The following is a 26,896-nucleotide window of genomic DNA, read 5'->3' as shown; positions in this document are numbered from 1 at the left end:
CTGCCTGCCCGATGTCATAGCTCTTTACCAGCACACGGACGTCGAGGCTGCTACATCGGGCAGGCCTCTCCTTACAAGGCTTCAGACAGCCGCTCCAGCAGCATCGCCAACCCGACCTCTTCGGCTCTAAGCCCCTTGCGCACCCGGGGTTTGGGTAGCTTGGCCAATTCGCCCAGGCTGTAATGCTCCAGCACCGCGGGGTGGATGTAGCACTTGCGGCACACGGCCGGGGTGTTGCCCAGTTGTTTGGCGACCTGTTTGACCATCTCCACCACATGCTTTTTGGCGTCGGACTCCGGTTGCCACGCCAGCTCGCGCAGCACGGCCAGGGCCAGAGCGCTGCCTGCCCAAGTGCGGTAGTCCTTGGCGGTAAAGTCGGCGCCGGTAAGGGTGTGCAGGTAAGCGTTGACGTCGGTGGAGCTCACGGTGTGGCGCTCGCCGTTTTCGTCCAGGTACTGGAAGAGGTTCTGCCCCGGTAATTCCAGGCAGCGTTTGATCACGGTTGCCAGCCGCCGGTCCTTCACGGTGATCTGGTGTTCTATGCCGCTTTTGCCGCGAAACTGGAACAGAATCTCGCTGCCTTTGACGTCCACATGGCGGGTGCGCAACGTGGTCAGGCCGTAGGAGCGGTTGTCCCGTGCATACTGGGCATTGCCGACACGAATCAGCGTGGCATCGAGCAACAGCACCACGGTGGCCAACACCTTTTCGCGATTGAACCCAGGCGCCGCCACCTGTGCCTCCAACTGTTGGCGCAACTTGGGCAGTGCGCTGCCAAACGCGTGCAGCCGGGAATACTTGTCGCTGTCGCGCACCTCACGCCAGCGCGGGTGGTAGCGATATTGCTTGCGCCCCCGCGCATCACGCCCCGTGGCCTGCAAATGGCCTTGCGGGTCGGCGCAGATCCACACGTCGGTGTAGGCCGGTGGCACGGCCAGGGCGTTGATGCGTTTTACCTCGGCGGCGTCGGTAATGCGTGCGCCCAGCGCGTCGAAATACTGGAACGCGCCCCGCTGTTTTTTTCGGCGGATACCCGGTTGGGTGTCGTCAACGTAATGCAGATCGTGGGGCAGGTCGGCGAGCAGTGCGGGATCGGGCATGGCGAGAGGTCCTTGGCAGGTATGTGAGGTTGACCGCAGGGCGTCGCGGTCGTGCCAATAGATTTACGCCAGCACCGCCACCGCCTTGATTTGCGCCCACAGCGCTTGGCCGGTGTGCAGCTGCAACTGATCGCATGAATAGCGGGTGATGCGCGCCAGCAGCGCTGTACCACCCGCGTCCAGGCGCACCAGCACATGGGCGCTGTTGTCGGCGGGGATTTGCTGGGTGACCGTCACCGGCACGCGGTTGAGGATGCTGCTCTGTTCCCCGGCGTGCAGGCTCAAACTGACGTCCCGCGCCTGCACTTTGATCCGCAGGTGTTTGCCGACAGCGAGCGGCGCATGGGCCACGCGCATTTCCAGTGGGCTGTCGGGCAACTGCAGCGTAAGCAGCTGGTAGGGCTCGTTGTAGTCCGTCACCGTGCCATTGATGACCACGCCTGCGTCATCGCCCAGCGCCAGCGGCAGGTCCAGCCGTGCCAGTGTTTCTTCCACCGGGCCGCTGGCCAAGGCCTTGCCGTCGCTGAGCAACACAATGTGATCGGCCAGCCGCGCCACTTCATCCTGTGCGTGGCTGACGTAGAGCACCGGGATGTCCAGTTCGTCGTGCAGGCGCTCCAGGTACGGCAGGATCTCGCTTTTGCGTTTGCTGTCGAGCGCAGCCAGGGGCTCATCCATCAGCAGCAGGCGCGGGCTGGTGAGCAAGGCGCGGGCGATGCCGATGCGCTGGCGCTCGCCGCCGGACAAGTGCTGCGGATGGCGCTCCAGCAAATGGCGGATGCCCAGCAACTCGGTGGCGTGGGCCATATCGACCCGGCGCTGCGCCCGCGGGATGCGTTTGAGGCCGAACTCCAGGTTGGCCAGTACCGACAAATGGGGGAACAGGCTGGCTTCCTGGAACACATAGCCCAACGCGCGTTTGTGAGGCGGTACGAACAGCTGCCGACGGCTGTCCTGCCACACGTCGTCGTTGATTTTCACCCACGCGTGTGCGGCCCGCTCAAGGCCCGCGATACAGCGCAGGCAGGTGGTCTTGCCGGAACCGGAGTGCCCGTACAGGGCTGTCACGCCACGGCCGGGCAATTGCAGGTCAACGTCCAGGGCAAACCCCGGGTAGCTCAGTTGCAGGCGAACTTCGATCATCGGCATCAACCCCAGCTCGCGCTGGATTTACGGCTGGAGTACAGCGCCAGCAGCACCAGAAAAGAAAACACCACCATCGCCCCGGCCAACCAATGGGCCTGGGCGTACTCCATGGCTTCGACATGGTCGTAGATCTGCACCGACACCACCCGGGTCTTGTCGGGAATATTGCCGCCGATCATCAGCACCACGCCGAACTCCCCGACCGTATGGGCAAAACCCAGGATCGATGCGGTGATAAACCCCGGGCGGGCCAGGGGCAGGATTACGCAGAAAAACGTGTCCCACGGGTTGGCGCGCAATGTCGCGGCCACTTCCAGCGGGCGGGTGCCGATGGCGGTGAAGGCGTTTTGCAGCGGCTGCACCACAAACGGCAGGGAATAGATCACCGAACCGATCACCAGCCCGGCAAAGCTGAAGGTGAGGGTGCCCAGGCCCAGCCATTGGGTGAACTGGCCAACGGCACCGTTAGGGCCCATGGCCAGCAGCAAGTAAAAACCAATGACCGTCGGGGGCAGCACCAGCGGCAGTGCGACCACTGCGCCGATGGGGCCGCGCCACCACGAACGGGTGCGCGACAGCCACAAAGCGATCGGAGTGCCGATGACCAACAGCAGGGCGGTGGTCAGTGACGCCAGTTTGAGGGTCAGCCAGATCGCCGAAAAATCGGCACTCGACAGCGGCATTTACAGCGTGTAGCCGTAGGATTTGATCACGGCGGCGGCCTTGGGGCCCTTGAGGTATTCCACCAGTGCCTTGGCGGCGGCGTTGTCTTTGCCTTTGTTGAGGATCACGGCGTCCTGCTTGATCGGGTCGTGCAGTGCGGCGGGCACGATCCAGGCGGAACCGCTGGTGACTTTGCCGTCCTTGTAGATCTGCGACAGGGCCACGAAGCCCAGTTCGGCGTTGCCGGTGGACACGAACTGGAACGCCTGGGTGATGTTCTGGCCGGTGACCAGCTTGTCTTGCACCTGTTCGCTCAGGCCTTCTTTGGCCAGCACTTGGGTGGCGGCCAGGCCGTAAGGCGCGGTTTTGGGGTCGGCGATGGACAAGTGTTTGAAGGCGTTTTTCTTCAGCACGTCGCCTTTGGCGTCCACATAGCCGTCTTTGGCCGACCACAGCGCCAGGGTGCCGACGGCGTAGGTGAAGCGCGAGCCTTTGACGGTGGCGCCTTCGTCGTCGAGTTTTTTCGGCGTGGTGTCGTCGGCACTCAGGAACACTTCAAAGGGCGCCCCGTTCTTGATCTGGGTGTAGAACTGGCCGGTGGCGCCGTAGGACGCGACCAGCTTGTGGCCGGTGTCTTTTTCGAAATCGGCGGCAATCGCCTGGATCGGTGCGGTGAAGTTGGCCGCGACGGCCACCTGGACTTCATCGGCATGGGCCGAGGTAAAAGCCAGTGCACCGAGGAGGGCGAAAGGGGCCAGGCGTGAGGCGCGAATCATCATGAGAAGAGCTCCGGGGTTTAGCGACTGTACGGCTTGTTATAGGCAGAGGGGTCTACCGCTATGTACGGGAATATATAGCGGTTGGCCACTGCCGGTACAGTGCAAAGTTGCCCGGAGCGCTTGCGAGTCAGTGCCGGTGAAGTTTTTCCAGGGCCTGGCGGGCGAGGGTGCGGGTGAGTTCGCCGCTGGACAGCTCCTGACACAGGCGCAGCGCCTGGCCTGACCACAGGTTGCTGAACCCGGCCTCGTCTTTGGCCTTGAGCGGTATCAACGCGCCGCCCGACAACGGAAACGCGGGCGCAACGGGGTGGATGGCGCCGAGTTCGCGCATCACACGGTTAACAATCCCGCGTGCCGGGCGGCCGGTAAACAGGTTGGTCAGCGCCGTTTCGCTGGCCTGCGCCTGGCGCAACGCCGCATGATGGGATTTCGACACGGTGGCTTCGGGGGTGAACAGGTAGGCCGTGCCCAATTGCACGGCCGAGGCGCCCAGTGCCAGGGCGGCAACGATCCCGCGTGCATCCGCGATCCCGCCGGCGGCGATCACGGGCACGCTGACGGCATCGACCACTTGGGGCAGCAGGGCGAAAAGGCCGATCTGGGTGTTCAGGTCGTCACTCAGAAACATCCCGCGATGGCCACCGGCCTCAGCGCCCATGGCGATGATCGCATCGCAGCCGTGCTGTTCAAGCCACACCGCTTCCTCCACGGTGGTGGCCGACGACATCACCTTGGCCCCGGTGGCTTTGACCCGGTCCAGCAAAGACTTTTCCGGCAGGCCAAAGTGAAAGCTGACCACCGGCGGGCGGAACTCTTCCACGACTTCACAGGCCGCATTGTCGAACGGCGCACGGCTGGACACCGGCGTGGGCGCCTCGAAATCGGCGCCCAGTTCGCGGTAGTAGGGCTCCAGCAGGTTTTTCCAGGCCCGCTCGCGCTCGGCATCCGGCACGGGCGGTTGATGGCAGAAGAAATTGACGTTGAACGGGCGGCGCGTGCCCTGGCGAATGAGGGTCAGTGCCTCGCGCAATTGCGCCAGGCTCAGCGCGGCGGCGGGCAGCGAGCCCATGCCACCGGCCTCACAGACGGCGATGACCATCGCCGGGCTTGTGGCGTTGGCCAAGGGGCCCTGGATGATCGGCAGCTCGATCTCCAGCAGGTCAAGTATTCGGGTGTCTGGCCAGGTGCTCATGGTTCGCTTCTCCAGCGATGGAAGGGCTCACCGTTGTTTTAACAGGGGCATCTGGCACCCGGCCAGTCTGTTTTATTCACTGGACAATGCCCCTGCATCGTGGGTCGTTTTAAGCGGTGGTGTCGCCGAGCACCTCGTGAATGCGCTGCGCGATGTGCGCGGCGTGGGTTTCCAGGGCGAAGTGGCCGGTGTCCAAAAGCTCTACCACGGCGTTGGGGTTGTGGTTTTTATAGGCGTGGGCCCCTGGCGGAATAAAGAACGGGTCGTGCTCGCCCCAGATCACCAGCGTCGGCACCTGGCGCGCCTTGAAAAACGCCTGGAACGCGGGGTACAGGGTCAGGTTGTTGCGGTAGTCCAGAAACAGGTCGAGTTGGATTTCGTCGTTGCCCGGGCGCTGCATCAGCAGGACGTCAAGCATGTAGGACTCAGGGGCGATCAAGTCGGGCTGTTTGACACCATGCAAGTACTGATAGCGGGTGCCTTCCAGGCTGATGACCGCGTTGCGGATGACTTCACGGTTGGCCTGGCTCGGCTCGGCCCAGTAGGCACGGATGGGCGCCCATGCATCGCCCAGGCCTTCGAGGTAGGCGTTGCCGTTTTGCGACACCAGTGCGCTGACCCGTTCCGGGTGCGCCACCGCCAGGCGCAGGCCGACCGGTGCACCGTAGTCGAACACGTAGAGCGCGTAGCGGTCGAGTTTCAGCGCGTCGACAAAGTGGCCGACGGTAATTGCCAGGTTGTCGAAGGTGTAGAGGTAGTTGCGTTCGGCCGGTACTTCAGTAAAGCCAAACCCCGGCAGGTCCGGTGCGATGACGCGGTAGCGGGTGGCGAGCAACGGGATCAGGTCGCGGTACATGTGGGAAGAGCTGGGGAAGCCGTGCAGCAGCAACATCACCGGGGCCGAGGGGTCGCCGGCTTCACGGTAGAACACGCGTACGCCATCGGCATCGACATGTTGGTAGCGGACAACGGGGGTCGAAAGTGTCATGAAAAAGGTCCTTTTGGTAACTGGTTAATTGGTTGTTTCGGGTTACTTGGCGAGCAGGCTGCGCCTGTAAATGTAACCTGTCAAATTATTTTGTTGGGTTACATAACTGTATTTTGTAACTGTCCAAATTCAATTTAAGCGGTTACTATGGCGCGAATCTAGAGAGGACTTGCCATGACCGACGTTACTTCGCAGCCCCTTGAGCCCTATGTCCTGGCTGATGACCCCGTGCTGGACATGCTCAATACGCGCGCCAATGTCGAAGGAGCGCCTGTCGAGTTCTGGCAGGACGACGCCGACGTCGGGCGCTGGCTGGTGCGCCTGGGGTGGTGCGAGGAGGGCGCGTTGCCCAGGTTTGAGGCGGGGGCCTTGCTCGATACCGCGCGCGCGTTGCGGGAAGTGATTCGTGGCTTGCTGGAGCGGCGCAAGGCCGGGTTGCAAGGTGATCCGGCTGTGTTGAATGGGTTTTTGCGCAAGGCGGTGAGCCACCCGCACCTGCACTGGAGTGCGCCCGGCGAGTTGCGCGTGGAGCGACAGCGCAAGCAGCAGACGCCGGAGCAGTTTCTGTCACCCATCGCCGAAGCGGCCGCCCGCCTGTTGGTAGACGGGGATTTCAGCCTGATCCGTACGTGCGAGCATCCAGACTGCGTGCTGTGGTTCTACGACCGAACCAAGGCGCATAAGCGCCGCTGGTGCAGCATGGCGCTGTGTGGCAACCGGCATAAGGTCGCCGAGTTTCGTAAACGCAAAATGATGCGTTAAGGCGCGAAGCCTCACTAGGGTTCAGGCGGTACTTCGCGCGCAAGCAACCGGCGCTTGCGCTCTACGCCCCAGCGGTAGCCCGAAAGGTTGCCGTCGCTGCGCACCACCCGGTGGCAGGGAATTGCCACGGCCAGGCGGTTGGCGCCACACGCCTGGGCCACGGCACGAAACGCACTCGGCGCGCCGATACGCTGGGCGATCTCGGCATAGCTGGCGGTGCTGCCCACTGGAATGTCGCGCAGGGCTTGCCAGACCCGCTGCTGAAACGCGGTGCCGCGCAGGTCCAGTGGCAGGTCCAGGCCCAATGCCGGTGCTTCGATCAGCCCCACGACCTGGGCGATCAGTTGTTCAAAGCGCGCATCGGCGCCCAGCAGGTTGGCGCGGGGAAATTGGTCTTGCAGGTCGCGCACCAGCGTGTCCGGGTCGTCCCCCAGCAAAATGGCGCACACGCCACGGTTGCTCTGCGCCACCAGGATGGCGCCCAGTGAGCATTCGCCGACGGCAAAGTGGATGTCGTTGTTGCGCCCGCCCGCCTTGTAATCGCTGGGGGTCATGCCGAGCAGTTGCGGGGCGGACGCATAAAACCGGCTGTTGGAGTTAAAGCCTGCGTCGTAGAGGGCGTCGGTCACCGAGTGCTGTTCTTGCAGGCGATCGCGCACTTTGCGTGAGCGATGGGCGCTGGCGTAGCCCTTGGGTGTCAGGCCGGTCACCGATTTGAACACACGATGAAAATGAAACGGGCTCAAGCCTGCGACGGTGGCCAGCGCTTCAAGAGTGGGCGGCGTGTCGGCGTGTTCGATCTGCCGGCAGGCGGCGGCCACCTGTTGCGCATGGCGGGCGGCCACTTGGGTTGGGTCTGCCGAAGCGCGTTTGTTGGGGCGGTAGCCCGCGGCCTCGGCTTGTTGCGGGGTGTCGAAGAACTCGACGTTTTCCGGGCGCGGCAAACGCGCGCTGCTGCCGGGCTTGCAGTAGACACCGGTGGTTTTGACGCCATACACAAAGCCTGGCGCGGCGCTGGCGTCGCGGGCGACGATGGCGGCCCAGCGGGGGTCCTGTTCGGTGGGGTGGGGTGCAGTCATGGCGGTTTTACTCTTGGCAGAGGCAGGCCAGTTTAAGCGCGTTGCTCGCTCGCCACACCCCGATGCTTGCGGTCAAATTCAGCCGGCCGTGCGAAAGGTCAGGTTGATTCGCTGTGGTCCCATCTGTACGTGAACGCCTTCTTTGATCGGCATCACGCCATGAAACCGCAGGCGGTCAACGCCGCCCCACACCACGACGTCGCCGTGGAACAGCGAGATTTTCTGCGGCCGGTCGCTGCGCTGATGGCCGCCAAACAGGAATATCGCGGGCAGGCCAAGGGAAACGGACACCACCGGCGCCCTCAGGTCGCGCTCGTTTTTGTCCTGGTGCAAGGACATTTTGGCGCCTGGCACGTAGCGGTTGATCAGGCAGGCGTCGGGTGCAAATGCGTCGAATCCGGCTTCTTTGGCGGCCAGTGCCGCCAGTTCGCGCAGGGTAGGTGGCATGTGTGGCCAGGGCTGGCCGCTGCGCGGATCAATGGGGCTGTAGCGATAACCCGTTGGGTCGGTGGTCCAGCCCAGGTCGCCGCAACTGCTCAGGGCGGCCGACATGGTATGGCCGCCCGGGGTGACCATCTGCCGAAAGGGTGAGCGGGCCAGCACTTGGCGCAGGTCTGTTAGCAGGCGCTCGACCCAAGGCAATGCATAACCCCTGAGCACGCAGGATTGCTGGCCTATCTGTTCGCGCCCCGACGGCTGCTGCAACGCCTCTTCGGCAAACAGGTCCGACGTGGGGCCTTGCATGGGGTTACAGGGCCTTGCTGACGTTGATGTCGGTGATTTCATCGCTGGAGTCGTGCATTTTTGCCAGGGCTTGCCGGGCTTCTTCAAGGCTGCCGGTCTGCAGTTGGGCAAATTCGAAGCGGCGCTCGCCGTTGAGCTTGTACTTGATCACGTATTTGGTAGTGGAGGTCACGGGCATTCCTGTCAGCTCAGTTTGGAGTGGGTACGACGAACGATACGGATCTTGTGGGACAAGGTCGGTTTGCGCGTCACACTGATGGCGCGGCGGCTGACGGTGTCCAGGGTGATGTTCCAGAAACCGGTGCTGGGCGCGGTGATTTTGGCGGGGAACTTGTCGAACGCGCCGCCATGGTAGGTGTGGCGGCCGCCGTTCTTGAAGCTGCGAAAGTTGGCGTCGCTCATCAGGCGAATGTTGCAGGTCTGCGAGCACTCGATGACAACAATGTCGCCCTCGTTGAGGTGTTCGCGCTGGTGGATGAATTTCATGGGGTGTCTCCAGAATAGCTTTTTCTGAAAAATCAGAACGATACGTAGGTTAAGATGGAGTTTATCAGCCCCAGCACGTTTATTATCGGGCCGTCGTTGACGTCTTCGACAATTTAAACCAGTTATTTAGCGAGTTATGAGGGATAAATCCAATGGGCTTGGGAGAAAAATACTTTCCCTGCTGTCGTAGGATTTTTATCGGAGGTTTTGTATGAAGTGGAGTATATGGGTTCTGGCCTTGGCGTTGGGTGGGTGTGCGTCGGTGGCGGACATCAAGCAGACCCCGCCGACGCTGGCGGTCATCTCCGGGAAAAAACCGCAGGAATACGCGGCCTGTGTGGTCCAGAAACTGTCTACAACCCGCAGGCCTTCGCAAATCGAGCCGCACAAGGGCGGTATCCAAGTGATCGTTCCGCAGAAATTCTCGGCGGACCCGTCGGCGATTTTCGAAATCGAGGATCGCTCCAGCGGTAGCAGTATCAAGCTCTACGAGAGCATGTCCAATGTGCCGATCCGTCCGGGCGACGTGAAGGGCGCCGCAGAGGCGTGTATTTCCGGCTAAGTTCGGGGCCCCCCGGCGCTGCACGTTTGACTCCGATCAAAAAAACCGACCTGCCCGGGCAGCGTCGGTTTTTTTGCAGGTTTCACTATTTGCAGACCACCACCACGCTGCGCTCCTTGAAGTTGCCCACGTCTTTGCCCAGGGTTTTGTCGCTTTCATTCAGTGACGGTGTGCCCTGGGTGCCAACGATGCGGTAGCCGGTGCCTGCACAGGAGGCGTCGGCCTTTTCATAGCAACTGGCCCAGGTGTTGGCCTCGCCCGAGCAGTCGATGGTCAAGCCTTGCTCACCGTTGTTCAAGACGGTGTCCGACGCCGTGGTGCAACCGCCCAGCGCCAGTACCGCAATCAATGCCATGATTTTGTTCATGTTCGGGACGCCGCGCAGTCGGGAGGGGAACGCTGGTTCAGCGTTTGGTCTTTTGGCTGGCGCGAGGCGCCAGGTCTTCAAACACGTTGGCCACGTCTACGGCGTCGCTTTCCTTGGCAAACGGGCCGGCGACGCGTTCGTTTTCAAAGCCTACCATCCACCATTGGCCGTCGTGCTTTTCGATCAGGTAACCGTTTACTTTTTTTGCGTCCGACATTTATCTGTCTCGTGATCAGGTTCAAGGGCGCAATGATAGCGCCAAACGCCTGCCGGTAGCGCACGTTGTTGCCGGTCAGTGCCAGGCTCGGAAAAGCGTGATAAAAAGGTCGCAACCCTTTAAACAGCAGGCAATTGCGGACAATTATTAACGCCGTCCAGCCTGTTGTCTCAAGGCGGGCGGAACTATCGCCGAGATTTTTTCTCTATGTTGACATCGCAACGCCAGCAGGACCCATTGTAAGGTGACTGCGGCCTGATTAGACTGCGCCGAATTTCGCACGCACAGCCCTTTGTAAGGACTTATATGATCAAGAAATGCTTGTTCCCTGCAGCCGGTTACGGTACTCGCTTCCTGCCAGCGACTAAGGCCATGCCCAAAGAGATGCTGCCAGTGGTGAACAAGCCACTGATTCAGTACGGCGTCGAAGAAGCACTGGCCGCCGGCCTGAACGAAATCTCTATCGTGACCGGCCGCGGCAAGCGCGCGCTGGAAGACCACTTCGACATCAGCTACGAGCTGGAAAACCAGATCAAGGGCACCGACAAGGAAAAATACCTGGTCGGTATCCGCAAGCTGCTGGACGAGTGCTCGTTCTCCTACACCCGCCAGACCCAAATGAAGGGCCTGGGCCACGCCATTCTGACCGGCCGCCCGCTGATCGGTGACGAAGCGTTCGCCGTGGTACTGGCGGACGACCTGTGCGTGAACCTGGACGGCGACGGCGTGCTGACCCAAATGGTCAATCTGTACAAAAAGTACCGTTGCACCATCGTTGCGGTCCAGGAAGTGGACCCGCAGGAAACCAACAAGTACGGCGTGATCGCCGGCGACGAGATCGGCGATGGCCTGATCCGCGTGCGCGACATGGTTGAAAAGCCAGCGCCAGAAGATGCGCCGTCGAACCTGGCGATCATCGGTCGCTACATCCTGACCCCGGACATCTTCAAGCTGATCGAAGAAACCGAGCCAGGCAAGGGCGGCGAGATCCAGATCACCGACGCACTGCTCAAGCAAGCCAAAGACGGTTGCGTGATTGCCTACAAGTTCAAAGGCCAGCGCTTTGACTGCGGCGGCGCCGAAGGCTACATCGAAGCCACCAACTTCTGCTACGAGCACTTCTACAAGACGGGCAAGGCTTACTGATCCACGTTTGCCTGCTGCGTAAAAGAAAGCCACCTTCGGGTGGCTTTCTCGTTTTTCGGCCTTATGTAAGCGGGTATGCTGTTGTCCTGCTGAGGAGAGTGAAATGGCCTACGACTTTGATTTGTATGTGATTGGCGCCGGTTCCGGCGGTGTTCGGGCGGCGCGGTTTGCTGCTGGCTTTGGGGCCAAGGTGGCGGTTGCTGAAAGCCGTTACCTGGGCGGTACGTGCGTTAACGTTGGGTGCGTGCCGAAAAAACTGCTGGTCTACGGTTCGCACTTTGCCGAAGAGTTTGAGCAGGCCAGCGGCTTTGGCTGGTCCCTGGACGAGGCGAACTTTGACTGGGCGACGTTGATCGCCAACAAAGACCGCGAAATCAATCGCCTCAACGGCATTTACCGCAACCTGCTGGTCAACAGCGGCGTCACGCTGCATGAAGGGCACGCCCGGCTGGTCGACCCGCATCAGGTCGAAATCAACGGCGAGCGCTTCACGGCCAAGCACATTTTGATCGCCACGGGCGGCTGGCCGCAGATCCCGGACATTCCCGGGCATGAGCACGCCATTGGTTCCAATGAAGCGTTCTTCCTCAAGGCATTGCCCAAGCGCGTGCTGGTGGTAGGCGGGGGGTATATCGCGGTCGAATTCGCCGGGATTTTCCAGGGCCTGGGCGCCCAGACCACCTTGCTGTATCGCGGCGACTTGTTCCTGCGCGGCTTTGATGGTGCGGTGCGTACGCACTTGCAGGAAGAGCTGACCAAGCGCGGCCTGGACCTGCAGTTCAATGCCGACATCGAGCGCATCGACAAACAGGCCGATGGGAGCCTCAAGGCCACCTTGAAAGACGGTCGCGTGCTGGAAACCGATTGTGTGTTCTACGCCACGGGCCGTCGCCCGATGCTCGATAACCTGGGGCTGGAAAACACCGGCGTCAAGCTGGGCGCGCGCGGCTTCGTCGAGGTGGACGAGCTGTACCAAACTGCCGAGTCGTCGATTCTGGCGATTGGCGATGTGATTGGGCGTGTGCAACTGACCCCGGTGGCATTGGCCGAAGGCATGGCTGTTGCCCGCCGGTTGTTCAAGCCTGAGCAGTACCGCCCGGTGGACTACGCCATGATCCCGACGGCGGTGTTCAGTCAGCCGAATATCGGCACCGTGGGCCTGACCGAAGAGCAAGCCAAGGCCGACGGCCATAATGTGCAGGTGTTTGAAAGCCGCTTCCGGCCGATGAAGCTGACCCTGACCGAGTGCCAGGAACGCACGCTGATGAAACTGGTGGTCGACGCCGACACCGACAAGGTCCTGGGCGCGCACATGGTAGGCCCGGATGCCGGTGAGATCGTCCAGGGCTTGGCGATTGCGCTCAAGGCGGGCGCCACTAAGCGCCATTTCGACGAAACCATCGGCGTGCACCCTACGGCGGCGGAAGAATTCGTCACGATGCGTACGCCGACGCGCTGATCAGCCTTTAGTTGTTGCCTCTGGCGCCGCTGCAACGGCGGTCGCCAGGTGCAGCGCGTCGATATGGGCCTGCGCCTTGACCAGCTCTAGTTCAAGGGTTTTGTTGGTCTGCTGGTGTTCGGCCAGGGCCTGCTGGTGGGCCTGGCTCTCCAGCGCTGCGACGCGCAAGCGTTCCTGAAGCAGGGTGCGCTCGCTGTCGATCAGGGCGGTGTGCTGGGCCAGTTGATCGCGTTGCTGTTGTTCCTTGCGCAGTTGTTCCTGCAAGGCGCCAAGCTCTTTTGCCGTGACGCGGTGTTCAATCAGCAGTCGCTCGTTGTCGCGATGCAACTGGGTGATTTCGTCCTGGCGCACCATTGCGCTCTGTTGCGCCTGACGTAGTTCTGCCTGCACTTGCTGCACTTGGCCTTCGTGGCGCCGGTGTTCCTGCTCGCGCTGTTCCTTGACTGCGTTGCGGTAGTGCTCCAGTGCATCGCGCGCGTGCACGTGTTTCTCTTCCAGTGAGCGAATCTGCTCGTCCTTATCTTTGATGCGCAATTCGTAATCACTGCACGCCTGGCTCAGGCCGGCGTTGCGGGTCTGCTCGGTTTGCAGGCTGGTGCTGGCCGTTTGCAGGGCGGCGCTTTCTTCGGCCAGGGCGGCGGCCTGGATATCCAATTGTTGCTTGAGTTGCTGCTGGGCCGTTTCCAGGGCTTGCACCTGGGCGAGCAGGGCGGCTTCTTGCTGCTCGAACTGCGCCCGTGCCAGGTCAATCGGCTCCTGGGCCTTGTCTTTCAGGCGTTGCGCAAGCTTGCCGACCAGTTCGGCAAGCTCGTCGTCTATCGGCGCTTGGGTAATGGCCTGCCGGCTTTCGCTCTCGTCCAACTCCTTCAAATAACGATGAATCGTGGTTTTCGAGCCGGTATTGCCCATTTCAATGCGTACGGCGTCGATGCTGGGGTTTTCGCCGCGAGCGAGGATCGCCAGGCGTGCCGTTTGAACTACCGCTTTATTAATGCCGCCGCGCGCCATGGTGTCTCCGTCGATTTAGTACTGTGGTACGTAGTATGTATATACGTACTATATCACTTATATTATTTGATTGAAATTTGATATTTAACAGGTGGGATATTGGCGTATTATCCCGTGTCATCAGCCTTTTCAAGCGGTTTTAGCCCAATGGCAGTACATCAGGAGCGGCCATGAGCGAGTTGGATCGTTACCTCAACGCCGCCACCCGCGATAACACCCGGCGCAGTTACCGGGCGGCGATCGAGCACTTTGAAGTGAGCTGGGGCGGCTTTTTGCCCGCCACCAGCGACAGCGTTGCGCGTTATCTGGTGGCACACGCGGGGGTGCTTGCGGTCAATACGTTGAAGTTGCGGCTGTCAGCGTTGGCGCAGTGGCATACCAGCCAGGGCTTTCCCGACCCGACCAAGGCGCCTGTGGTGCGCAAAGTGCTCAAGGGCATCCGTGCGCTGCACCCGGCCCGCGAGAAACAGGCCGAGCCCTTGCAGTTGCAGCACCTGGAGCAGGTGATCGAATACCTGGAACGCGAAGGTGCGCAGGCGCGGGCGGCTGACGATAGGGCCGGATGGCTGCGTGCCAAGCGCGATGCCGCGCTGATACTGCTGGGTTTCTGGCGTGGCTTTCGCAGCGATGAGTTGTGCCGTGTGGCGATCGAGCATGTGCAAGCGGTGGCGGGGGCGGGGATCAGCCTGTATTTGCCGCGCAGCAAGGGTGATCGCGAAAACCTCGGGCACACCTATCAGACGCCTGCCTTGTTGCGGCTGTGCCCGGTGCAGGCTTACAGCGAATGGCTGAGCGCCTCGGGTTTGGTGCGCGGCCCGGTGTTTCGCGGGGTTGACCGCTGGGGCCACCTCAGCGAAGCCGGGTTGCACCCCAATAGCGTGATCCCGCTGCTGCGCCAGGCCCTGGCGCGTGCCGGGTTGCCCGCCGAGCATTACACCAGTCATTCGTTGCGCCGAGGCTTTGCGACCTGGGCGCACAGCAGTGGCTGGGACTTGAAATCGTTGATGAGTTACGTCGGCTGGAAGGACATGAAATCGGCCATGCGCTATGTTGAAGCGACGCCCTTTCTCGGCATGACCCGTGCGAGCCTCGAGTAAATGAAGTTTTCTTCTATTAATACAGTTCCCTAATAGCGAAAACCAATCATCAGCATCAGGTTTGCCAATGAGCCATCAGCCGAAAGAGTGGGTAGGATTCACCTCATCAACTTCTTAACCCTGACGGAGAGTCAACGATGCCTATCATCAACAGCCAAGTAAAACCGTTCAAAGCCACCGCTTACAAAAACGGCAACTTCGTAGACGTGTCGGACGCTGACCTGAAAGGCAAATGGTCCGTGGTGTTCTTCTACCCAGCCGACTTCACCTTTGTTTGCCCGACTGAACTGGAAGACCTGGCTGACAACTACGACGCGTTCCAGAAGCTGGGCGTCGAGATCTACAGCGTTTCCACCGACACCCACTTTGCTCACGCTGCCTGGCACAACACCTCGCCAGCCATCGGCAAAATCCAGTACACCATGATCGGTGACCCAACCCTGACCATCTCCCGCAACTTCGACGTGCTGATCGAAGAAGCTGGCCTGGCAGACCGTGGCACCTTCGTGATCAACCCTGAAGGCCAGATCAAAATCGTTGAACTGAACGATGGCGGCGTAGGCCGTGACGCTTCCGAGCTGCTGCGCAAAATCAAGGCTGCTCAGTACGTTGCTGCTCACCCAGGCGAAGTGTGCCCAGCCAAGTGGCAGGAAGGCGAGGCCACTCTGGCACCGTCCCTGGACCTGGTCGGCAAGATCTAAGTCTGTGACGTATCAAGGGCGGGTTACCGCACTTAAGTAAGCTGCACCGCCCATAAAGACGCCCGGGCGAGATTCGCTCGGGCGTTTTTTTTCGACTGTAAAAAATGAATGAACAGGAAATCGCCCGTATGTTGGACGCCAATCTTAAAGCTCAGTTGAAGTCATACCTGGAACGGGTCACCCAGCCGATCGAGATCGTCGCCTCCCTTGACGACGGCGCGAAATCCCAGGAAATGCTGGCCTTGTTGCAGGACGTCGTCAGCCTGACCACGCTGATTACCCTCAAGACCGACGGTGACGATGCACGCAAGCCATCGTTCTCCATCAACCGCCCGGGTGCCGATATCAGCCTGCGTTTTGCCGGTATCCCCATGGGGCACGAATTCACTTCGCTGGTGCTGGCCCTGCTGCAAGTCGGCGGCCACCCTTCGAAGGCCAGTGTCGAAGTAATCGAACAAATCCGCGCCCTCAAGGGCGAGTTCAACTTCGAGACTTATTTTTCGCTGTCATGCCAGAACTGCCCGGACGTGGTCCAGGCGCTGAACCTGATGGCTGTGCTGAACCCCAACATCCGCCACGTGGCGATTGACGGTGCGCTGTTCCAGGCTGAAGTCGATGAACGCCAGATCATGGCGGTGCCCAGCCTTTACCTGAACGGTGTGAACTTCGGTCAGGGCCGCATGGGCCTTGAAGAAATCCTCGCCAAGATCGACACCGGCGGCAGCGAAAAGGCCGCCGAGAAAATCAGCGCCAAAGACGCCTTTGACGTGCTGGTGGTGGGCGGTGGCCCGGCCGGTGCATCGGCCGCGATCTACGCCGCCCGTAAAGGCATCCGTACCGGTGTGGCTGCCGAGCGTTTTGGCGGCCAGGTGCTGGATACCATGGCCATCGAGAACTTCATCTCGGTGCAGGAAACCGAAGGGCCAAAACTCGCCGCGGCGCTGGAAGAGCACGTCAAGCAATACGACGTGGACATCATGAACCTGCAGCGCGCCAGTAGCCTGATCCCGGCGAAAAATGCCGGCGACCTGCACGAAATCCGCTTTGAAAGCGGTGCCAGCCTCAAGTCCAAGACGCTGATCCTGGCCACCGGCGCCCGCTGGCGCGAAATGGGCGTGCCGGGCGAGAAAGAGTACAAGGCCAAGGGCGTGTGCTTCTGCCCGCACTGCGATGGCCCGCTGTTCAAGGGCAAGCGCGTGGCGGTGATCGGCGGCGGTAACTCCGGCGTTGAAGCGGCGATCGACCTGGCCGGTATCGTCAGCCACGTGACCTTGCTGGAGTTCGACAGCAAACTGCGCGCCGACGCTGTGTTGCAGCGCAAGCTCTACAGCTTGCCCAACGTTGACGTGATCACCAGCGCGCTGACCAGTGAAGTCAAAGGGGATGGCCAGAAAGTCACCGGTCTTGCCTACAAAGACCGCGACAGCGGCGAGTTCAAGACGATCGACCTGGAAGGGATCTTTGTGCAGATCGGCCTGTTGCCCAACACCGACTGGCTCAAGGGCACCATCGAGCTGTCACCGCGTGGCGAGATCATTGTGGATGCGCGTGGCGAGACGTCATTGCCAGGCATCTTCGCCGCCGGTGACGTGACCACCGTGCCGTACAAGCAGATCGTGATTGCGGTGGGCGAGGGCGCCAAGGCGTCGCTGAGTGCTTTTGATCACCTGATCCGCACGTCGGCGCCGGCATAACGCCAAGGCCTGAAACTGAAAACCCCATGAGCGATCATGGGGTTTTTTGCTTACAGCGCGGTGGGCTGGATGATTTCGACCCAGTACCCATCCGGGTCCTTGATAAAGGCCAGGCTTTTCATGCGACCGTCGCTCAGGCGCTTCTGGAAGTCGCAACCCAGCGCTTCAAAGCGCTCGCACGCGGCCACCACATCCGGCACCGAGATGCAGATATGGCCAAAACCACGCGGGTCGGTGTTGCCGTTGTGGTAGGCAAAGTCCGGGTCGTTTTCGGTGCCGTGGTTGTGGGTCAGTTCCAGTACGCCGGGAATCGACTTCATCCACTCGTTGCGCGCGGCGGCATCGGCCGGGATCTGCGCCTTGTCCACGAGGGCCAGGAAGTACAGGCTGAACTCTGCTTCCGGGAAATCGCGCTTTTCAACCAGGGAAAAGCCGAGGACGCGGGTGTAAAAGTCCAGGGACTGGGTGGCGTCCTTGACGCGAAGCATGGTGTGGTTGAACACGAAGTTCGAGGTGGCGGTGTCGGGTTGGGCAGTCACGCCCGGGAAAGTGTTCAGTTCGTGCAGGCTCATGGGCCCTCCAGAAAAAAATGGGGCAAACGCTGCTCTACAATTTGAGCGGTCCCTGGCGTGCGGCTGACAAGCATCCCAGCAGCCGGGCCATGATACGCAAGGCCTGGCGGCAGCGCCAAATGAAAAACACCACGCTGCCCTTGCGAGGCTTCGCACGCTTGGCTCAAACTTTGTCGCTTAGACCTCGAGTGTTTTTTTGCAATGAACCGATTTCACGCACCGCTGTTGATTGGCCTGGGCCTGGGCCTGGGCCTGGTACTGGGCAGTGTCGCTGTATGGGCGGCCGACCCGGAAATTCATTGGCCCAGCGGCTGGCAGGTAGAGGAAGTAACGTCCGATACCGACGCGCCGGCCAAGTCATCGGCGGTTTCCCGTCAGCGGGCAATAAAGAATGATGAAAATGGCAATACCCTGATGGTCATGGAGCTCACCGGTACTCCGGTCGAGGCGGGCCATAAGGTAAACCTGCAAGGCGTATTGCTGGAAATGCGCAAGTCTATCCAGAAAGATTTCGCCCAGGGCGGTTATCAAAGTGTGTGCAACAAAATGCACCCGACAACATTGAGCGGTCTTGACGCACTGGAAACTACCTGTGTGATCACCGAAAACGGTCGACATGTACTGTCACAAACATTGGTAGGGGTAGTGGACAGCGAAAAAGCCTATGTATTTTCGTACGCAGGGCAAGCCGAAGCGTATGAGGCGAGCAAGGATGAAGTGAGCGCAGTACGAAACAGCTTAAAACTTTGAAGGCCGCGCCAGGTCTTCGAACTTAACTAAAAAGCCCTGCAAATGCAGGGCTCTTTATTAGTGCGTCTTACTGGTCACGCAACCAGGAATCTACAGTGGCAGCGCCGTGCTGTTCTTTCCAGGCTTTCAGGCCGCGGTGGTTGCCGCCTTTGGTTTCGATCAGCTCGCCGGTGTGCGGGTTCTGATACACCTTGATCACGCGTGCGCGGCGTGTTTTAGGTGCAGCTGCGGCCGGTGCGGCGGAGATGCTTTTGCTTGGGTCAAGGATCAGGATGATTTCACGCAGGTTTTTACCGTAGGTGTCCATCAACGACTTGAGCTTTTCTTCGAATTCGATTTCTTTTTTCAGGCCTGCGTCTTTCTTCAGGGATTCCAGCTGGGCGAGCTGCTCTTGAAGGGCTTTTTCTGCTGCGCGAAATTCGGCGAGTTTGGACAAAATATGTACTCCGATAGTGTAGTTGGCTGAGAACTACTGCAAATAAAGCAATAAGCCAAGGGCTTTAAGGTGACCCGGTGAAAGTGACCTACCTGCCCGTTACGCACAGGCAGGAAAAATTGTAGTAGTTAAGCTGCCGAGAGTAAATCATCTCTTTCAACGAAATAACACTCTTTCATGAAGAGGCGAGGTGGCTATTCAGTGGCTGTTCAGCGAGTTAATGAACGCCTCACTCGGGACCGGCTTGCCAAACAGGTAACCTTGTAAAAAATCCACGCCCTGGGCGGCGAGGTAGTCGCATTGTTCGATTGTTTCGACGCCCTCGGCGACGATGCCAAGATCCAGCTTGCCCGACAGTTCAATGATGCTGTCGAGTATATGCCGCGATAATGCATCTACACCGATCATGGCGACAAAGCTTTGATCAATCTTCAAGTAATCGACATTGAAGTTACGCAAATAACCCAGGCTGGAGTGGCCGGTTCCGAAATCATCAATGGCAATCATCACCCCCAGTTCATGCAACGCCTGAAATAATTGATGGGTGATGTCCGTGGGAACGATCAGTTCGCGTTCGGTCAGCTCCAGCACCAGCGTGACCTGGCCGGGTGCGAACGCCGCCAGGAATTCACGGCAGTCCTGCACCAGGTCAAGGTCCTGGCAGTGACGGGCGGTGATGTTGATGCCGATATGAAACCCCGGGGTCAGGCGCCCGGCGTGCGGGGCCAGCGTTGCAGCGGTCTGGCGCATCAGCGCGCGGGTCATGGGCACGATCAGCCCCGAATGCTCTGCCAGCGGGATAAACAGGTCGGGGCGTACCAGGCCGTCCTTGGGGTGCTGCCAGCGCATCAACACTTCGCAGCCCGCCCATTGCCGGGAGTCACCGCGCACCACTGGCTGAAAATATGCGACGAACTCGTTGGCTTCCAACGCCCGTCGCAGTTCTTGGGTGGGCGCGGTGATGCGTTTTTGCAGCCCGTGGGCGAGCAGGGCGGCCAGCACGCCAAAAAAAATCACCAAGGCAAACACGGCGGGATAACGCGCCTCCATGTAACGCCAGATCTCACCTTGGGGCATGCCCACGTTGACGCTATAAACGTAACGCTCAGACGCCAGGTGCTGATGGGCCACGGCAAACAGCGGCGGTGTCGACGTGTGCACCTTGCCGTCCGCTGACAGCCAATGGGGCCCGACCTGCAAGTTCAACTGCGCATAGTTGCTGATCAGGCTCAGCACGTTGGCCAGGTGAAAGCCGTCGATAGACGCAAAGGCGGCTTTGTCGCCGTCGGTCAGCCGGTACACCAGCAGCGCCGTGTCTGGCGTCACCGGGTTGCCGTTCATCAGCCACAGTTGCCCCTCGACATAGTCGTCGGGGTTGACGGGCGAGACATAGTTGCCGCCAAACAATGAACTGCAATAGATCGTCTTTTGCCAGGACAGTGTGGTGGCCCGCACAAACGGACGGCGTGTGACTTGCTCGCGCAGCGCCAGTTGCGCGCCGCTGTCGCAGTTCTGGCCCGCCAGTGGCAGCAGCGTTTGAGCGGCAGAGGCGGCGTTGTCGAGCATGAAATCAAATTGGCGCACGGCCTCCCGGGCGGTGTGGGCCGAACTTTGTTGCAGGGTGCGTTCTGCCTGCCAATGCAGAATCACCACGCCCAGCAGCACCGGGAGTGCTCCGCTGAGGGCGGTGATCATAAAGCGGGTTGTGCGCTTGCGCGGGCCGTTGACGGTCAGGGGCATTTTTGCGGCCTGTCACTGGGAAGATCATTGGGCTCTCAAATGCGGGCAACACTGCAAGGCCGATCAAAAAAGAGTGCGGATAGTGGCCATGATAGATGGCCGCGAGCATCTGTGCTCGCCTGCGCGCGTGGGCGGGGCGTGACGTACCTGGCCGAACGGTCAGTAGTACGAAAATCCACGCTTTTATATGATTTATCCCGTCCATTTGCGCGCAAGTCAGCCACGTATGCCTTGCGCCGTCATCCAGGAGTGTTGCAAGTGAAGCGACCCATATCGGCCTTGGCCATGCTGTTGATGATCGTGCCCGCCGCGCGCGCTGCAGACGGCGAAATTACCGTAACGGGCGCCATCAACGGCACCACGTGCAGCATCAGTGGCGGCACGGGCCCGGGCCCCGGGCCTGGCGCAGACGCCAATTTCCCGGTGTTGCTCGCCACGGTCCAGGCCAGCGCCCTCAAGTCGGCAGGCCAGACCGCGGGCTCCACGCCGTTTTTTATCCACGTGGGCGGCGCGGCCGGCACCTGTCCGGATGGCACCGTAGTGGCGGTGCTGTACGAGAGCAACAGCCCGGCCATCAACCCGGCCACCGGGAATTTGGTCAACCGGGCCCCGGCCACGCCAGCCCCGGCTGAAAATGTGGAGGTGGAGATCGCCGACGGCGTCACCCATCAGCGCATCGACCTGCGCGCTGGCGTCAATTCCAGCTCCGCGACCGTCACCGGCGGCACGGCGACCCTGCCGTTTTCTGCGCACTACATCGCCACGGGCGTCGCCACTGCGGGGCCGGTGAGCACCAGCGTGCTGTATTCCGTGACGTTCCCTTGATCAAGGCCCTGGCCCTGAAGGATGAGGTGATGACTCACAAGGCGCTGTCGCGCTGCCTGCCGGTCACGATGCTGATGCTCTGTGGGCTGTCGTCGCTCGCCGAGGCGGGGGTGGTTATCGACGGCACGCGCCAGGTCTACCCGCAACACAAACGTGAGATCACCGTGCGCCTGACCAACGACGACCGCCTGGCCCCGCGTTTGGTGCAGGCCTGGATTGACCGGGGCGAGCGTGCGGCCAACCCGTCATCGAGCGATGTGCCCTTTAGCCTCTCGCCCCCGGTGTTTCGCCTGGACCCGGGTAAAAGCCAGGCGATGCGCGTGGTCTACACCCGGGAACCCCTGCCAGCGGACAGGGAGTCGGTGTTCTGGCTGAACGTGCTTGAAGTGCCGCCCCGGGTCGAGACGCTGGTCCCGCAGGGGGAGCCGTTCAATTACCTGCAATTTGCCTTTCGTATCCGCACCAAGGTGTTTTTCCGCCCGCCCGACTTGCCGGGCACGCCGGACGAGGCGCCCGCCCTGTTGCGCTGGACCTTGCGCCGCGACACGGGCACCTCAGTGCTGGAGGTGCATAACCCGTCGGCCTTCCATGTGACCTTCAACGAAGTGGCCCTGGCCCTCGGTTCACAGGCCGATGCCGCCCGGGTGCCCGCCGAGGAGGGCATGGTCGCCCCCGGGGGTCACCTCAAGCTGGCCATCCGTCGCGCGGTGGGCAAGGTGCCTTCCGATGCCGGGGTGCACTTTAAGTACATCAATGACTTCGGCGCGTTTTCGGCACCTCAGCGTGCGCCGCTGACGTTCTGACATGCCGCTGCGCGCGCAGGGAATGGTCGGTCTGTCGGGGGCCGTGCTGATTTGTATCGACGTCGGCGCCTCAACCTTTGATCTTGACGCCTTCACCCAGGGCCCCGGCACCGCTGCCGATGTCTCGCGCTTCGACACCCGCAACCTGATGGCGCCCGGAAACTACCGTGTGGACGTGCTGCTCAACGACCAGCCCATGGGTCGCCGGGACATCCGCTTTGTCAGCGTTGGCAATGAGGCGGGCGCCGAGCCCTGCGTCACCCGAGCCCTGCTCGAGCAACTGGGCGTTGCGCTGGACACACCGGCCGAGCCTGGCGACACCGCCTGCCGCGACGTTGCCCAATGGGTCCCCCTGGCCACGCGCCATTTCGACGCGGGCGCGTTGGTGCTGTCGCTCAGCATCCCGCAGGCCTACCTCAAGCGTTCAGCCCGTGGTTTCGTCGATCCGGTCGATTGGGACCCGGGCATCGATGCCGGCCTGCTCAATTACACCTTCAGCGCCTCGACGGCCGTGCGCGGCGACGAAGCCGACCGAGGCTATTTGGGCCTCAACGGAGGCGTCAACCTGGGCCACTGGCGCCTGCGGCATCAGGGGGCGCAAAACTGGGACTCGCGCGGCGGCGTGCAGCGCTATCAGCACACCGCCACGTACTTGCAACGCGGCTTGCCGTCCTGGCAGTCACTGTTGACCCTGGGCGACAGCTTCAGTACCGGGCAGATCCTGGAGGGCGTGCGTATACGCGGCCTCACCCTGGCCACCGACGACCGCATGCTCGCGCCATCCAGGCAAGGCTACGCGCCGCAGGTGCGGGGTATCGCCGACAGCAACGCCACGGTCACGGTGCGCCAGAACGGCTACACCCTCTACGAAACAACCGTGGCGCCGGGCCCTTTTGTGATTGATGACCTGTACCCCACCGGCTACGGCGGCGATCTGCAGGTCAGCGTCACCGAAGTAGGTGGGCGGCGCACCGACTTCGTGGTGCCGTACTCGGTCGCCCCGCAGTTGTTGCGCTACCAGGCGACGAAATACAGCGCCACACTGGGGCGCGTGCGCCAACTCGGCCTCAGCGGTGACAGCCCGGCGCTGGTGCAGGGCACCTTTCAACACGGCCTTGCCGATCAGTTGACCCTGTATGGCGGCGGCACCTTGACCGAGGGCTATGCCCAGGCCAAAACGGGCCTGGCCATGAGCACCGTCTTCGGCGCCTTTGCCCTCGACAGCACGGGCTCGCGCACCCGGGTGCCCGGCCAGGGCATGCTGGGCGGGCGCAGTTGGGGGCTGGCGTACAACAAAAACCTGCCGACCGCGGGCACCCATTTTGTGTTGGCGGCGTACCGGTTTTCCACTGAGGGCTATTTAAGCCTGTATGACGCGCTGAACGTGCGGGAACTGGGCCGTCGCGGCGATGACATAGGGCGCTACGCCCGCCAGAAAAGTCGTCTGGACCTGTCCGTCAGCCAGAAAGTACCCAAAGGCACCCTGAGCCTCTACGCCAGTTCCATCGCCTATTGGGGGCGCCGGCAGGGCCGTCAGACCTCATTCACGGTCAGCTACGGCTCAACGTGGAAACAGCTCAGTTGGAACCTGTCGGCGCAACGCTCAAGAACCCACGACGCGCGGCCATCCAGTCACGCTGAGCGCAGCGACGCGGTGTTTTTTGGGCAGGCGGCGCAACAGGGGCGCCTGGACAACCGCCTGGTGCTGACCTTGTCGATGCCTTTGGGCAGCGGCATCCGTTCGCCCAGCCTGACCAGCGCCGTGTCACGTGATAGCGGCGAGCGCAACGCCAGCCAGCAACAGCTGGGCATCACCGGTTTGCTCGGTGACGACAACCAGGGCAATTATGGTTTCTACGGCAGTCGCGGCACCGATGCGTCCAGCTTTAATGCCTACGGCGGCTACCGTGGCCACGCGGCCAACCTGCGCGCCGGTTACGGCCAAGGCCTAAACAGCGCGCAGGTGTCGATGAGTGCCGACGGGGCGCTGCTTGCTCACCGTGGCGGCCTGACCTTTTCCCAGAGCCTGGGCGAAGCGTCGGCGCTGGTGCAGGCCCCTGACGCGCAGGGCGCGCTGGTCGGCGGCCTGGCGCGCATCGACGCCGATGGCTACGCCGTGGTGCCGTCTTTGCGCGCCTATCAGCGCAACGCGGTGAGCATCGACCCGCAAGGCATGTCGATGGATGTGGAGTTGCTGGACGCCAGTCATAGCGTGGTGCCGACGCTGGGCGCGGTGTCGCAGGTGACGTTTGCCACCTCCAGCGGGCGCGCGGTGGTGGTCAAGGCGACGCGGCGCAACGGCCAGCCCTTGCCGTTCGCGGCGCAGGTGTTCGATGAGCAGGGGCGCGAAGTGGGCGTGGTCGGCCAGGCCAGCAAAGCCTTTGTGCGCGGCATTGCCGAGCGGGGCGTGCTGACCGTCAAGTGGAGCGAGGCCGCCACTGGCAGTTGCAACATTTTCTATCGGTTACCGCCGCAGCCGCCCGGCCTGCGTCAACGGGACGCCGACCTGCTGGCGGGCCAATGCATCGCCAATGATGAGGTGAGTGCCCAATGAAGAGCCCCACAGTGTTCAAGCGGATCCTGCTCGGCGGGTTGGCCGCGGTGTGTGTATTGACGGCCTGCGATGCGAACGCGACAGCCGATTGCAAGGCGGCCGCAACGGTGGTGCTCAACCCGGCGCCACTCAACATTCCCGCCAACCCGAGCGTAGGCCAGGTACTGGGCGACCCCAATGGCTACGCCTTTGAGATCCCGAACGCGTTGGTGTGTACCTATAACCCGACATTTGTTGAGTACTGGTCCTACATGAAAATGCCCGCTGACACTGATTTTTCCGGCCAATCGGTGTTTTACCAAGGCGTGAGCATGCCGGTTTACCGCACGGGTGTGATGGGCGTGGGGTTCGGCATGATGGCCCAGGACCGTGATGGCGGTGCGTTCAGCGCCGTCACCACCGGCACCACCACCTTGCGCGGCCCTGTGTACCCGGGCATCCCGTCATGGGGCTACCGGGGGCGGCTGTTCTTTTTTGCCACCGGGCGTGTGCTGGGCGGTGTGATGCCTTCGCGCACCGTGGGGGTGTTTTCGCTCAATGCCCCTTCGGCGGGTTTTCAGTTCGTGCAACTGGGCAACACCCTGGTGGGCCCGCCGCGCCCGCCGACGTGCTCGGTGACCACGCCGTCTATCCCGCTGAACCTGGGGGCTGTCGCGGCCAAGGACTTCAAGGGGGTCGGCAGTGTGGCAGGCGCCGCCACGCGCACGCTCGAACTCGACTGTGCGGGCGGCACCGGCGCCCGTGTGGAGGTATGGGTCACGCTCACCGACCAGGTCAACCCGGCCAACCGCACCGACCGCCTGTCGCTCACGGCGGCTTCCAGTGCGCGAGGCGTGGCCGTGCAACTGCTGCACGGCAACACGCTGATTCGCTACGGGCCGGACTCGGCAGCCATCGGCAACCCCAACCAATGGCTGGCCGCGAGCACCGATAACGGCCCGGTGCAAATCCCCTTGACTGCGCGCTACATCCAGACCGAGCCGCTGATCCAGCCCGGCACGGCCAACGGCCTGGCCACCTTCACCATGAGCTACCGGTGAGGCCCGGCGGGTGGGCGGTGTTGCTGATGTGTGCCGGGGTCGCCCAGGCCGAGGTGGTGATCGACCGGACCCGTGTGATTTACCCGGCGAGCGTGCGCGAAGTGACAGTCAACCTGACCAGCGAAGCGCCGGACGCACGGCTGGTCCAGGTATGGCTCGACCGGGGTGACCCGCAGGTGTCGCCGGAACACAGTGAGGTGCCGTTCACTGTCACGCCGCCGATCCTGCGCCTGGAAGCGGGCAAGGGCAGGGCGTTGCGGGTGCGCTACCACGGTACGCCAACCGCGGGCGGCGCGGTTGAGGGCGAATCGGTCTATTGGCTCAACGTGCTGGCCATCCGGCCGACAGCGAACGGCGATGCGGCGGCGGGTCACCTGCAATTTGCCTTTCGCACCCGCATCAAAGTGTTCCTGCGACCGGCCGGTTTGCCTGGCCGCGCCGATGACGCACCCGGCGCGCTGGTGTGGCGACTGACAGGTGACGGGCTGCAGGTGCGCAACCCCACGGCCTACCACGTGACCTTGTCCCGTGTGGCGCTGACGGTGTCGGGCAGCGAATACCACAGCGATCGCCCGCCGATGATCACGCCGCAGTCCACGGCCACGGTGTTTATGCCGGGGCTGCCGGGCACCGGCACCGGGCCGCTTAGGTTCACCACCCTTGATGACGATGGCCTGACCCGCCAACACGCCACCGTTGTAGGGCCTTAGCCAACAAACCCCTTGCACCGACCCGGTCAGAGGGATTTGATAGGAGTACGGACAAATGCCGTTACGCTGTGTAGAATCGATTTACGCATAAAAGAATAAACGCCTGCGCTCACGCAAGCCTCGCGCGAAAGAGACTGAACCAGCCATGAAGCAACTCGGGTTCCAACTCCTTTACGGTGACTTCCTCGCCCGCAGCGTGCGGGGTATTTCCTGTGCGCCGCCTGCCGCTTCCATCCTTGCCCGCCAATAACCTTTTATTTACGACAAGCATGATGA

Annotated in this window: 29 protein-coding genes; 13 read left to right on the top strand and 16 right to left on the bottom strand. The window is 61.7% G+C overall.

The genetic code is table 11. The features are described 5' to 3' along the window. Positions 1-71 precede the first annotated feature (71 nt). The 6 genes from ACW9H9_RS14495 to ACW9H9_RS14470 form a co-directional block, all read right to left on the bottom strand. On the bottom strand, positions 72-1,100 hold the full coding sequence (locus ACW9H9_RS14495) for a DNA topoisomerase IB (protein WP_457343847.1): 1,029 nt from the start codon (positions 1,098-1,100) through the stop codon (positions 72-74). Positions 1,101-1,163: 63 nt separating this feature from the next. Continuing rightward, complete coding sequence (gene modC, locus ACW9H9_RS14490) at positions 1,164-2,249, bottom strand: molybdenum ABC transporter ATP-binding protein (RefSeq protein WP_457343848.1); 1,086 nt, start codon at positions 2,247-2,249, stop codon at positions 1,164-1,166. Beyond that, a complete protein-coding gene (gene modB / locus ACW9H9_RS14485) occupies positions 2,249-2,929 on the bottom strand; it encodes a molybdate ABC transporter permease subunit (protein WP_457343849.1) in 681 nt (226 codons plus the stop codon). The genes modC and modB overlap by 1 nt, the downstream gene beginning before the upstream one ends. Then, complete coding sequence (gene modA, locus ACW9H9_RS14480) at positions 2,930-3,685, bottom strand: molybdate ABC transporter substrate-binding protein (protein WP_457343911.1); 756 nt, start codon at positions 3,683-3,685, stop codon at positions 2,930-2,932. A 130-nt stretch (positions 3,686-3,815) separates the two neighbouring features. After that, positions 3,816-4,880, bottom strand: a complete 1,065-nt coding sequence (locus ACW9H9_RS14475; RefSeq protein WP_457343850.1) for an NAD(P)H-dependent flavin oxidoreductase — start codon at positions 4,878-4,880, stop codon at positions 3,816-3,818. Between the two features lie 109 nt (positions 4,881-4,989). Beyond that, complete coding sequence (locus tag ACW9H9_RS14470) at positions 4,990-5,868, bottom strand: alpha/beta fold hydrolase (protein ID WP_457343851.1); 879 nt, start codon at positions 5,866-5,868, stop codon at positions 4,990-4,992. Between the two features lie 174 nt (positions 5,869-6,042). On the opposite strand from ACW9H9_RS14470, the gene ACW9H9_RS14465 reads away from it, so the two are divergent. Continuing rightward, a complete protein-coding gene (locus tag ACW9H9_RS14465) occupies positions 6,043-6,630 on the top strand; it encodes a CGNR zinc finger domain-containing protein (RefSeq protein WP_457343852.1) in 588 nt (195 codons plus the stop codon). A gap of 14 nt (positions 6,631-6,644) precedes the next feature. On the opposite strand, the gene ada is transcribed toward ACW9H9_RS14465, so the two are convergent. From ada to ACW9H9_RS14445, 4 genes are all read right to left on the bottom strand, one after another. Then, positions 6,645-7,709: a bifunctional DNA-binding transcriptional regulator/O6-methylguanine-DNA methyltransferase Ada gene (ada, locus tag ACW9H9_RS14460; protein WP_457343853.1), complete on the bottom strand. Its 1,065-nt coding sequence runs from the start codon at positions 7,707-7,709 to the stop codon at positions 6,645-6,647. Positions 7,710-7,787: 78 nt separating this feature from the next. Further along, positions 7,788-8,453 (bottom strand): DNA oxidative demethylase AlkB, encoded by a 666-nt coding sequence (gene alkB, locus ACW9H9_RS14455; protein WP_457343854.1) that lies wholly within the window; start codon positions 8,451-8,453, stop codon positions 7,788-7,790. A 4-nt stretch (positions 8,454-8,457) separates the two neighbouring features. Beyond that, entirely contained in the window at positions 8,458-8,625 is a 168-nt protein-coding gene (locus ACW9H9_RS14450) for a hypothetical protein (protein ID WP_457343913.1), read from the bottom strand. Positions 8,626-8,636: 11 nt separating this feature from the next. Further along, entirely contained in the window at positions 8,637-8,939 is a 303-nt protein-coding gene (locus ACW9H9_RS14445; protein WP_457343855.1) for a DUF1883 domain-containing protein, read from the bottom strand. A gap of 211 nt (positions 8,940-9,150) precedes the next feature. Between ACW9H9_RS14445 and ACW9H9_RS14440 the strand changes: the two genes are divergently transcribed. After that, positions 9,151-9,501 (top strand): hypothetical protein, encoded by a 351-nt coding sequence (locus ACW9H9_RS14440; protein ID WP_457343856.1) that lies wholly within the window; start codon positions 9,151-9,153, stop codon positions 9,499-9,501. Positions 9,502-9,586: 85 nt separating this feature from the next. Here ACW9H9_RS14440 and ACW9H9_RS14435 read toward each other — a convergent pair whose 3' ends face one another. Further along, on the bottom strand, positions 9,587-9,868 hold the full coding sequence (locus tag ACW9H9_RS14435; protein WP_457343857.1) for a hypothetical protein: 282 nt from the start codon (positions 9,866-9,868) through the stop codon (positions 9,587-9,589). 37 nt (positions 9,869-9,905) lie between these two features. Continuing rightward, positions 9,906-10,085, bottom strand: a complete 180-nt coding sequence (locus ACW9H9_RS14430) for a hypothetical protein (protein ID WP_457343858.1) — start codon at positions 10,083-10,085, stop codon at positions 9,906-9,908. Between the two features lie 306 nt (positions 10,086-10,391). On the opposite strand from ACW9H9_RS14430, the gene galU reads away from it, so the two are divergent. Continuing rightward, positions 10,392-11,231, top strand: coding sequence for a UTP--glucose-1-phosphate uridylyltransferase GalU (galU, locus tag ACW9H9_RS14425; RefSeq protein WP_457343859.1), 840 nt, complete (start codon positions 10,392-10,394; stop codon positions 11,229-11,231). A gap of 103 nt (positions 11,232-11,334) precedes the next feature. Continuing rightward, positions 11,335-12,690: a glutathione-disulfide reductase gene (gorA, locus tag ACW9H9_RS14420; RefSeq protein WP_457343860.1), complete on the top strand. Its 1,356-nt coding sequence runs from the start codon at positions 11,335-11,337 to the stop codon at positions 12,688-12,690. Here the strand turns inward: gorA and ACW9H9_RS14415 are convergent, their stop codons facing one another. Beyond that, positions 12,691-13,698: a DNA-binding protein gene (locus ACW9H9_RS14415; protein ID WP_457343861.1), complete on the bottom strand. Its 1,008-nt coding sequence runs from the start codon at positions 13,696-13,698 to the stop codon at positions 12,691-12,693. Positions 13,699-13,868: 170 nt separating this feature from the next. Here ACW9H9_RS14415 and ACW9H9_RS14410 point away from each other — a divergent pair, with 170 nt between their 5' ends. The 3 genes from ACW9H9_RS14410 to ahpF all read left to right on the top strand — a co-directional run bounded on the left by ACW9H9_RS14410 (position 13,869) and on the right by ahpF (position 17,190). After that, positions 13,869-14,795, top strand: coding sequence for a site-specific integrase (locus ACW9H9_RS14410; RefSeq protein WP_457343862.1), 927 nt, complete (start codon positions 13,869-13,871; stop codon positions 14,793-14,795). A gap of 137 nt (positions 14,796-14,932) precedes the next feature. Then, positions 14,933-15,496 carry an alkyl hydroperoxide reductase subunit C gene (ahpC, locus tag ACW9H9_RS14405; RefSeq protein ID WP_457343863.1) on the top strand — a complete coding sequence of 188 codons (564 nt, stop codon included), beginning with the start codon at positions 14,933-14,935 and terminating at the stop codon, positions 15,494-15,496. A gap of 128 nt (positions 15,497-15,624) precedes the next feature. Next, complete coding sequence (gene ahpF, locus ACW9H9_RS14400) at positions 15,625-17,190, top strand: alkyl hydroperoxide reductase subunit F (protein ID WP_457343864.1); 1,566 nt, start codon at positions 15,625-15,627, stop codon at positions 17,188-17,190. A 50-nt stretch (positions 17,191-17,240) separates the two neighbouring features. Here the strand turns inward: ahpF and gloA are convergent, their stop codons facing one another. Beyond that, positions 17,241-17,762, bottom strand: a complete 522-nt coding sequence (gloA, locus tag ACW9H9_RS14395) for a lactoylglutathione lyase (protein WP_457343865.1) — start codon at positions 17,760-17,762, stop codon at positions 17,241-17,243. Between the two features lie 201 nt (positions 17,763-17,963). Between gloA and ACW9H9_RS14390 the strand changes: the two genes are divergently transcribed. After that, the gene (locus tag ACW9H9_RS14390; protein ID WP_457343866.1) at positions 17,964-18,512 is read left to right on the top strand and encodes a DUF4946 domain-containing protein; all 549 of its coding nucleotides are present in this window, start codon (positions 17,964-17,966) and stop codon (positions 18,510-18,512) included. A 67-nt stretch (positions 18,513-18,579) separates the two neighbouring features. Here ACW9H9_RS14390 and ACW9H9_RS14385 read toward each other — a convergent pair whose 3' ends face one another. Both ACW9H9_RS14385 and ACW9H9_RS14380 read right to left on the bottom strand, forming a co-directional pair. Further along, complete coding sequence (locus ACW9H9_RS14385) at positions 18,580-18,948, bottom strand: histone-like nucleoid-structuring protein, MvaT/MvaU family (protein WP_457343867.1); 369 nt, start codon at positions 18,946-18,948, stop codon at positions 18,580-18,582. A gap of 198 nt (positions 18,949-19,146) precedes the next feature. After that, positions 19,147-20,688, bottom strand: a complete 1,542-nt coding sequence (locus ACW9H9_RS14380) for an EAL domain-containing protein (RefSeq protein ID WP_457343868.1) — start codon at positions 20,686-20,688, stop codon at positions 19,147-19,149. 258 nt (positions 20,689-20,946) lie between these two features. On the opposite strand from ACW9H9_RS14380, the gene ACW9H9_RS14375 reads away from it, so the two are divergent. Genes ACW9H9_RS14375 through ACW9H9_RS14355 form a run of 5 tightly spaced genes read left to right on the top strand, consistent with a single transcriptional unit; the run spans position 20,947 to position 26,620 of the window. After that, positions 20,947-21,513 carry a fimbrial protein gene (locus ACW9H9_RS14375; RefSeq protein ID WP_457343869.1) on the top strand — a complete coding sequence of 189 codons (567 nt, stop codon included), beginning with the start codon at positions 20,947-20,949 and terminating at the stop codon, positions 21,511-21,513. Positions 21,514-21,542: 29 nt separating this feature from the next. Continuing rightward, entirely contained in the window at positions 21,543-22,316 is a 774-nt protein-coding gene (locus ACW9H9_RS14370; protein ID WP_457343870.1) for a fimbrial biogenesis chaperone, read from the top strand. 1 nt (position 22,317) lies between these two features. Next, the gene (locus tag ACW9H9_RS14365; protein ID WP_457343871.1) at positions 22,318-24,870 is read left to right on the top strand and encodes a fimbria/pilus outer membrane usher protein; all 2,553 of its coding nucleotides are present in this window, start codon (positions 22,318-22,320) and stop codon (positions 24,868-24,870) included. Continuing rightward, the gene (locus ACW9H9_RS14360; protein ID WP_457343872.1) at positions 24,867-25,910 is read left to right on the top strand and encodes a fimbrial protein; all 1,044 of its coding nucleotides are present in this window, start codon (positions 24,867-24,869) and stop codon (positions 25,908-25,910) included. Before ACW9H9_RS14365 ends, ACW9H9_RS14360 begins: the two co-directional genes overlap by 4 nt. Before the next feature lie 26 nt (positions 25,911-25,936). Beyond that, a complete protein-coding gene (locus ACW9H9_RS14355; protein WP_457343873.1) occupies positions 25,937-26,620 on the top strand; it encodes a fimbrial biogenesis chaperone in 684 nt (227 codons plus the stop codon). Positions 26,621-26,896 lie beyond the last annotated feature (276 nt).

The sequence above is a fragment of the Pseudomonas sp. SDO5215_S409 genome (assembly GCF_054071325.1).
The sequence above is the reverse complement of the archived record's forward strand: the minus strand, read 5'-3'. Positions and strand labels throughout refer to the sequence as shown.